Raw genomic sequence first — 6,625 nt, 5'->3', positions numbered from 1 at the left:
GGAGAGTATTAGCTGGTAAAAAATATAAAATTGACACCAAAGCAACATTAATGCTAATAGAGTTTTTGGGTACAGATTTAAGTAAAATTAATAATGAATTGAATAAATTAATGTTGGTTTTACCAAAAGAAGCTACCATTACTCCAGAAGCAATTGAAGACAATATTGGAATTAGTAAAGATTATAATAATTTTGAATTAAGAAAAGCTGTTGGAGAACGAGATGTTTTAAAAGTTAATAGAATTATCAATCATTTTGCTCAAAATCAGAAAGCAAATCCTATGATTATGACTATTTCTTTATTGAATAGTTTTTTTACGCAATTACTTATTTATCATAGTTTAAAAGACAAATCTAAAAATAGTGTTGCAAAGGCGTTAGGAGTGAATCCTTTCTTTGTTTCAGATTATACGGTGGCAGCAAAAAACTATCCAATGCGAAAAGTATCTCAGGTAATTGGACTTTTACGTAATGCCGATGTTAAAAGTAAAGGGGTAGGAGCAAATGCTTTACCTGCAGGAGATATTTTAAAAGAATTACTTTTTAAGATTATACATTAGATTTGCAATAGGCAATAGATAGTTTTTAGGATACAGTTTACACTGTTAAACCTTTACACTTTAAGCTGTTAAATCAGAATTATTTATCAACAACGATTCTGTTATCTCTATTGGCAATTTCCCAAGCAGTATAAAAAATTAATTGAGTTCTTTTTTGCAAAAGTTCGTAATTAATTTTATCAGGAGTATCTGAAGGTTGATGATAATCTTGGTGCGTTCCATTAAAATAAAAGATTATAGGAATGTTATTTTTAGCAAAATTGTAGTGATCAGATCTGTAATAAAATCGATTAGGATCTTCATCATCATTAAATGAATAATCTAAATTAATATTGGTAAACTTTGTGTTTATTTCTTCTGAAATGTTATGCAACTCAGTACTTAATTTGTCTGAACCAATTAAATATATATAATTTGGGTTTCCTTCGTGGGTATCATCCACACGACCAATCATATCTATATTTAAATTTGCAACGGTATTAATAAGAGGAAAAATAGGATTATTTACATAATATTTAGAACCTAAAAGTCCTTTTTCTTCACCTGTAACATGTAAAAATAAAATAGAACGTTTTGTCTTATTTCCAGATTCTTTAGCTTTCTGAAAAGCTTCAGCAATTTCCATAATAGCAACAGTTCCAGAGCCGTTATCATCTGCTCCATTATAAATTTCGCCATTTCTAATTCCTAAATGATCTAAATGCGCAGATATTACAATAATTTCTTCAGGCTTTTCAGAACCTTCAATAAAAGCTAACACATTTTCTGAAGGATTTAAATTAGGACTTAAATGCTCGGTTGGTATAATTTGAAAGTAATTATTACCTTCAAAAGGGGAAGCAATATTAGTATTGATATAGAAGTTTTTTAAATATTCAGCAGCTTTTGTATGACCAGGTTCTCCTGTATTTCTTCCTTCAAATTCATCTGAAGCAATATTAAATAGGTGTGTCTTTAAATCTTCAACAGTAATACTATTTGCATATTTGGTTGCATTAATTCCAGTAATTTCATTAGTTTCTGAAATATGATTGTTACTGCCACAACTAATTATGAATGCTGAAGTAATTAAAAAAAATATTTTTTTCATGAATATATTTTTGAAGAAATTCAAATATATAAAAATTTATCAGAGTTTAATTAGAATTTGAAATGGAAAACTGCTTTAAAGCTTTGTTAAAGCTAATTAAATTAGAATCAAAAAGTAGTTCGAGTTCGTTATTTTCAATAAGTATTTCGGTTTTACCACTTACAAATTTACTTGAAGACATCAGCCACAGTTCATCTGCTAATTGTAGCGCTAAATTAGCTTCGTGTGTAGAAACAATAATTGTTTTATTAAATTCTGATGCTAAATTTTTCAATAAAGAGAACGTATTAACGGTATGGTGTAAATCTAAATGCGCTGTTGGTTCATCTAAAACTATAATTGGCGTATCTTGTGTTAAGGCTCTGGCAATTAGTACTTTTTGTAATTGTCCATCACTTAATTCATAACATTTAGAATTCATTAAATGGGTAGTATTTGTTTTTTTGAAAGCCATCTGAATTATTTCCATATCCTTATTAGTAAGGTATCCAATCCAATTTGTAAAAGGCTGTCTGCCTAATGCAACCAATTCAAAAACTGTTAAACTACTGTCTGGCAACCTTTCGGTCAGCACCAAACTCATTATTTTAGATAATTCTAAATTTGATAAGTTATCCAAATTTTTGTTATCAATAAAAATAGCGCCATTTAAAGCGGGTTGAACTTTAGTTAAAGTTCTAAGTAATGTAGATTTTCCAATTCCGTTTTTTCCAAGTAAACATACCAAATTACCAGCTTTTAAATGTATGGATAAATCAGCTGCAATTACAGAAACCTGTTTTTTTGAAGTATATCCAATACTTAAGTTTGCTGTTTTTAGAATATGTTCCTTAGGTTGTTTCATTAATAATAAACTTTTCTTTTTCTAACCAACAACCAAATAATTATTGGCGCTCCAAATAATGATGTTATTGCATTTATGGGTAAGGTATATTCGCTAGTTGGTAATTGTGCAATACTATCGCAAATTAACATAATTATTGAACCACTTATAGCAACAGCAGGAATTAATGTTTTATGATTTGAAGTGCTAAAAAGTAGTTTTGTTAAATGCGGAACAGCCAAGCCAATAAAAGCAATGGGTCCAGAAAATGCAGTAATAACTCCGGTGAGTAAACTAGTTGCAATTAACACTAAATTGCGTGTTTTTTTGACATTAACTCCTAAACTTTTTGCATAATTTTCACCTAAAAGTAGTGTGTTTAAAGGTTTTATTATAAAAACTACAAAAGAGATTCCAATTAAAAAAGCAGCGCATAAAACTGTTATTTCTTTCCAGCTTAAATTACCAAGACTTCCAAAACTCCAAAACATATATTGTTGCAATTGAGAGGCACTTCCAAAATAAGCTAAAATACTTATTACGGCTGAAGTTAAACTACCAAACATCAATCCTATTATTAAAATGGACATGGTGTTTTTAACTTTTTGTGCAGCCATCATTACAGCCGAAAGCACTAAAAAAGCACCTAAACTTGCAGCAATTGCCAAACCTAAATTTGTAAATGCATAACTGGTAATATTTGCTCCTAAAAATGAACCTCCCAAAATTAAAATGGCGACTCCTAAACTTGCTCCAGAACTTATTCCTAAAACAAAAGGACCCGCTAATGGATTTCTAAATAAAGTTTGCATTAATAAACCACTTATAGATAAGCCAGAGCCTACAATTATTGCTGTAATTGCCTTTGGTAAACGCACACTTAAAATAATAGATTCCCAAGAATCTTTTTCAAGTTCACCATTTGTTAATGCTAAAAACACTTGTTTTAATGGAATGTAAACAGACCCTAAACTAAGGTTAACAATAAATATAAAAACTAATGTAATTAGTAGAATTATAAATGTTTTTTTGTATGATTTTGTTGGATTAATCAAAAATGATTGTTTAAAAAATGTACTAATTGTTGTATTGCCTTTCCTCTGTGACTGATAGCTCCTTTTTCTTTTAAATCCATTTCTGCAAAAGATTTATTATAACCTTTAGGCACAAATATAGAATCGTAACCAAAGCCACCAATTCCTTGTTTTTCCTTTAAAATTTGTCCTTTACAAATTCCGTCAAATATAAATTGTTTTTTGTTAATATTTAAGGCAATTACAGTTTTAAATTGTGCGTTTCTATTTAAGTTATCACCAAGCTCGGTTAATAATTTAGTTATATTATTTTCTGAATTATTTTCCTCACCAGCATAACGGGCAGAATAAACTCCTGGTCGGTTATTTAAAGCTTCAACTTCTAATCCTGTATCATCTGCAAAACAATTTAAACCGTATTTATTTGTAATATAATTTGCTTTTAAAATGGCGTTTCCTTTTAAAGTATCTGCAGTTTCTGGAATATCATCAAAACAATTTATATCCGCTAAACTTACAATTTCAAAATTGGTAAGCATTGCTTGTACTTCTTTTAATTTGTTTTTATTATTGGTAGCAAAAACTAGTTTTAATTTATTCATGATGGTAAGGTTCGTTTTTTAAAATAGTAAATGCACGGTAAATTTGTTCCACTACAAATAATCGAATCATTTGGTGAGAAAATGTCATTTTAGAAAAGGAAATTTTTCCTTGAGATTTTTGATAAACAGCATCAGAAAATCCATAGGGACCTCCAATTACTAAGACTAGCTGTTTTATGCCAGCATTCATTTTTTTCTGAAGAAATTGAGAAAAAGCAACGGATCTAAATTCCTTGCCTTTTTCATCTAACAAAATTAAAACATCTGTTGCCGCTAATTTCTTTAAAATTAAGGTTCCTTCTTTTTCTTTTTGCTGAGTTTCGCTTAAATTTTTTACATTTTTTAAGTCAGGAATAACTTCAATTTCAAAGTTAATATAATGTTTTAGCCTATTTTGGTAGGTTTCAATCAATGTTTGTAAGTTTTTATCATCGGTTTTTCCGATTGCTAATAGTTTAATTTTCATTAAAAACAATGTTCTAAATGGTTGTTAAATCCTTTTTTAAATCGTCCAACTCCAACAGAACTTTCCGAAACGTAAGATTCTTTAAAGTCAGATTTAATTTTTGTCCAGTCTTTATTTTTTAGTAAATATTTTAAGTTTGAATCACTAAAATGACTCCCACATAAAAAATATTCTCCATCTGGTTTTAGAACTAAGTAACGGTAATTTCCATAAATTTGAAAAAATATATTTTTAAAAATACTTCTATCTTTTATCCAACCTAAATCGGGATAATGTTCAATTGAACCATAATCAAAATTATAAACATAAAATGTAGCTGTGTTAAACTTTTCATCAATTTTAGAGCTACATTTTTGTTGTTTAGAAATCCATTTTTTTCGACTTTTATCAAAAGTTTCAAATGTAAATTTATGATGTTTAGCATCTTTATGTTCTTGAATATGAATATCGTAATTTTTTTTTCTTATTTCAAAATCATATAAAGAGTCTCTATAGTTTATTAATAAAGTAGCATCATTATCAATATTTTTTAAACTTTTTTGAATAAGTGTTTTTTTAATTTGTTCGTATGCAATTGGACTTAATTTTCCGAATGCGAAATCATATAAAACTTTATTCACCTCAACAGAATTCGTTTTGTAAGTTAAACACTTTAAAATATGTATTTTACACTTTTTTTTAAATTCTATAGAATCAATTTCAACAATATTTTCATCTAAATAAAATTTGTCTTGCGCATAAAAAGTGTTAAAATTAAAAATGATTAAAGTTAAAAACGCAATAATTTTTATTTTCATATTTGACAACTTTTCGTCAAAAATACTATATTTTCGTACTATTAAAAATTTTTATAAATGATATCACAAAAACAATTCGAAAAAGAACTTGATATAATAATTTCAAATGCCATTAGAGAAGATGTTGGTGATGGAGATCACAGCTCACTAGCCTGTATTCCAAAAGGAGCTATTGGAAAAGCAAAACTGCTGGTTAAGGAAGATGGAATAATTGCTGGCGTTGAAATGGCAAAACGTATTTTTAAGTATGTGGATGCAGATTTAAGAGTTGAAACTTTAATAGATGATGGCGCAAAAGTGCACTATGGTGATATTGTTTTTTATGTTGAAGGAAGCTCTCAATCTATTTTAAAATCGGAACGTTTGGTTTTAAATGTAATGCAACGGATGAGTGCAATTGCAAAAAAAACGAATGAATTTGTTCAACTATTAGAAGGTACAAAAACAAAAGTATTAGATACAAGAAAAACAACTCCTGGAATTAGAGCTATTGAAAAATGGGCTGTTAAGATTGGAGGTGGAGAGAATCATAGATTTGCATTGTATGATATGATTATGCTCAAAGACAATCATATAGATTTTTGCGGAGGTGTTACAAAAGCCATCAAAAAAACACAGCAATATTTAAAAGAAAATAACTTAGATTTAAAAATTATTGTTGAATCCAGAAGTTTAGAAGAAATTAAAGAAATATTGGCAGTTGGTGGTGTATATCGTATTTTAATCGATAATTTTAATTATGAAGATACCAAAAAGGCAGTGAAATTAATTGGAAATCAATGTCAAACAGAATCTTCAGGAGGAATTAATTTAGAAACTGCAAGAAACTATGCCGAATGTGGTGTAGATTTTATTTCATCTGGAGCTTTAACGCACTCTGTTCATAATATGGATCTGAGTTTGAAGGCGGTAGAGTAACTCAGTTGTAAAGTTTTAAAGTCGAAAGTGTGAAAGTTTTAGAAATGGACTATGTAGAAAAAAATAATTTTGAAGAACTTTATAAAAACACCAAAAAATAGAACAAATGATGTCAAGTTTAATAAGTAAATTAAAAGAAAGAAGATAGTTCAAAGTCTCTAAACCTTCGAACTTAACTGCAATAATGACAAGAAAAATAGAAAAAAGTCTCGAAAAAATTCCAATTTTAAATTGGTTAGTGATTCTTGGTAAAAAAATTAAAATACCAGGTCTGGAAGGGATGTCTTTGTATGATATTATTGAAATGTATGTTATTGGAATTGTAAAAGGTGCAT

8 protein-coding genes and 1 pseudogene are annotated in these 6,625 nt (G+C 28.4%); 3 read left to right on the top strand and 6 right to left on the bottom strand.

Features of this window, described 5'->3' with window-relative positions; translation table 11 throughout:
* Window positions 1-560: DNA polymerase III subunit delta (gene holA, locus AB1Z17_RS00175; RefSeq protein WP_368049770.1), on the top strand; the 560-nt coding region annotated here is incomplete at its 5' end.
* A gap of 79 nt (window positions 561-639) precedes the next feature.
* On the opposite strand, the gene AB1Z17_RS00170 is transcribed toward holA, so the two are convergent.
* The 6 genes from AB1Z17_RS00170 to AB1Z17_RS00145 are packed head-to-tail and all read right to left on the bottom strand — an operon-like array spanning window position 640 to window position 5,372.
* Window positions 640-1,650, bottom strand: a complete 1,011-nt coding sequence (locus tag AB1Z17_RS00170) for a M28 family metallopeptidase (RefSeq protein WP_368049769.1) — start codon at window positions 1,648-1,650, stop codon at window positions 640-642.
* 46 nt (window positions 1,651-1,696) lie between these two features.
* Entirely contained in the window at window positions 1,697-2,494 is a 798-nt protein-coding gene (locus tag AB1Z17_RS00165) for an ABC transporter ATP-binding protein (protein ID WP_368049768.1), read from the bottom strand.
* Complete coding sequence (locus AB1Z17_RS00160; protein WP_368049771.1) at window positions 2,494-3,525, bottom strand: FecCD family ABC transporter permease; 1,032 nt, start codon at window positions 3,523-3,525, stop codon at window positions 2,494-2,496. The genes AB1Z17_RS00165 and AB1Z17_RS00160 overlap by 1 nt, the downstream gene beginning before the upstream one ends.
* The gene (locus AB1Z17_RS00155; protein ID WP_368049767.1) at window positions 3,525-4,109 is read right to left on the bottom strand and encodes a non-canonical purine NTP diphosphatase; all 585 of its coding nucleotides are present in this window, start codon (window positions 4,107-4,109) and stop codon (window positions 3,525-3,527) included. Before AB1Z17_RS00155 ends, AB1Z17_RS00160 begins: the two co-directional genes overlap by 1 nt.
* Complete coding sequence (gene rlmH, locus AB1Z17_RS00150; protein WP_368049766.1) at window positions 4,102-4,575, bottom strand: 23S rRNA (pseudouridine(1915)-N(3))-methyltransferase RlmH; 474 nt, start codon at window positions 4,573-4,575, stop codon at window positions 4,102-4,104. The genes AB1Z17_RS00155 and rlmH overlap by 8 nt, the downstream gene beginning before the upstream one ends.
* Window positions 4,575-5,372, bottom strand: a complete 798-nt coding sequence (locus AB1Z17_RS00145; protein ID WP_368049765.1) for a hypothetical protein — start codon at window positions 5,370-5,372, stop codon at window positions 4,575-4,577. The genes rlmH and AB1Z17_RS00145 overlap by 1 nt, the downstream gene beginning before the upstream one ends.
* Window positions 5,373-5,429: 57 nt before the next feature.
* Between AB1Z17_RS00145 and nadC the strand changes: the two genes are divergently transcribed.
* Both nadC and AB1Z17_RS00135 read left to right on the top strand, forming a co-directional pair.
* Complete coding sequence (gene nadC, locus AB1Z17_RS00140) at window positions 5,430-6,290, top strand: carboxylating nicotinate-nucleotide diphosphorylase (RefSeq protein WP_368049764.1); 861 nt, start codon at window positions 5,430-5,432, stop codon at window positions 6,288-6,290.
* A gap of 184 nt (window positions 6,291-6,474) precedes the next feature.
* Window positions 6,475-6,625 (top strand): annotated as a pseudogene (locus AB1Z17_RS00135) (ribonuclease BN); the annotation flags it as partial.

Origin of the sequence: Lutibacter sp. (assembly GCF_040883305.1) — a bacterium.
Classification (GTDB): domain Bacteria; phylum Bacteroidota; class Bacteroidia; order Flavobacteriales; family Flavobacteriaceae; genus Lutibacter.
Note: the sequence above shows the minus strand (reverse complement) of the source record. Positions and strands in the feature narration are given on the sequence as shown.

What these genes read in the sequence shown, in the direction of transcription:
- AB1Z17_RS00170 (WP_368049769.1), bottom strand. Translation starts at nt 1,650, where the DNA reads ATGAAAAAAATATTTTTTTTAATTACTTCAGCATTCATAATTAGTTGT.
- AB1Z17_RS00165 (WP_368049768.1), bottom strand. Translation starts at nt 2,494, where the DNA reads ATGAAACAACCTAAGGAACATATTCTAAAAACAGCAAACTTAAGTATT.
- AB1Z17_RS00155 (WP_368049767.1), bottom strand. Translation starts at nt 4,109, where the DNA reads ATGAATAAATTAAAACTAGTTTTTGCTACCAATAATAAAAACAAATTA.
- rlmH (WP_368049766.1), bottom strand. Translation starts at nt 4,575, where the DNA reads ATGAAAATTAAACTATTAGCAATCGGAAAAACCGATGATAAAAACTTA.
- AB1Z17_RS00145 (WP_368049765.1), bottom strand. Translation starts at nt 5,372, where the DNA reads ATGAAAATAAAAATTATTGCGTTTTTAACTTTAATCATTTTTAATTTT.
- nadC (WP_368049764.1), top strand. Translation starts at nt 5,430, where the DNA reads ATGATATCACAAAAACAATTCGAAAAAGAACTTGATATAATAATTTCA.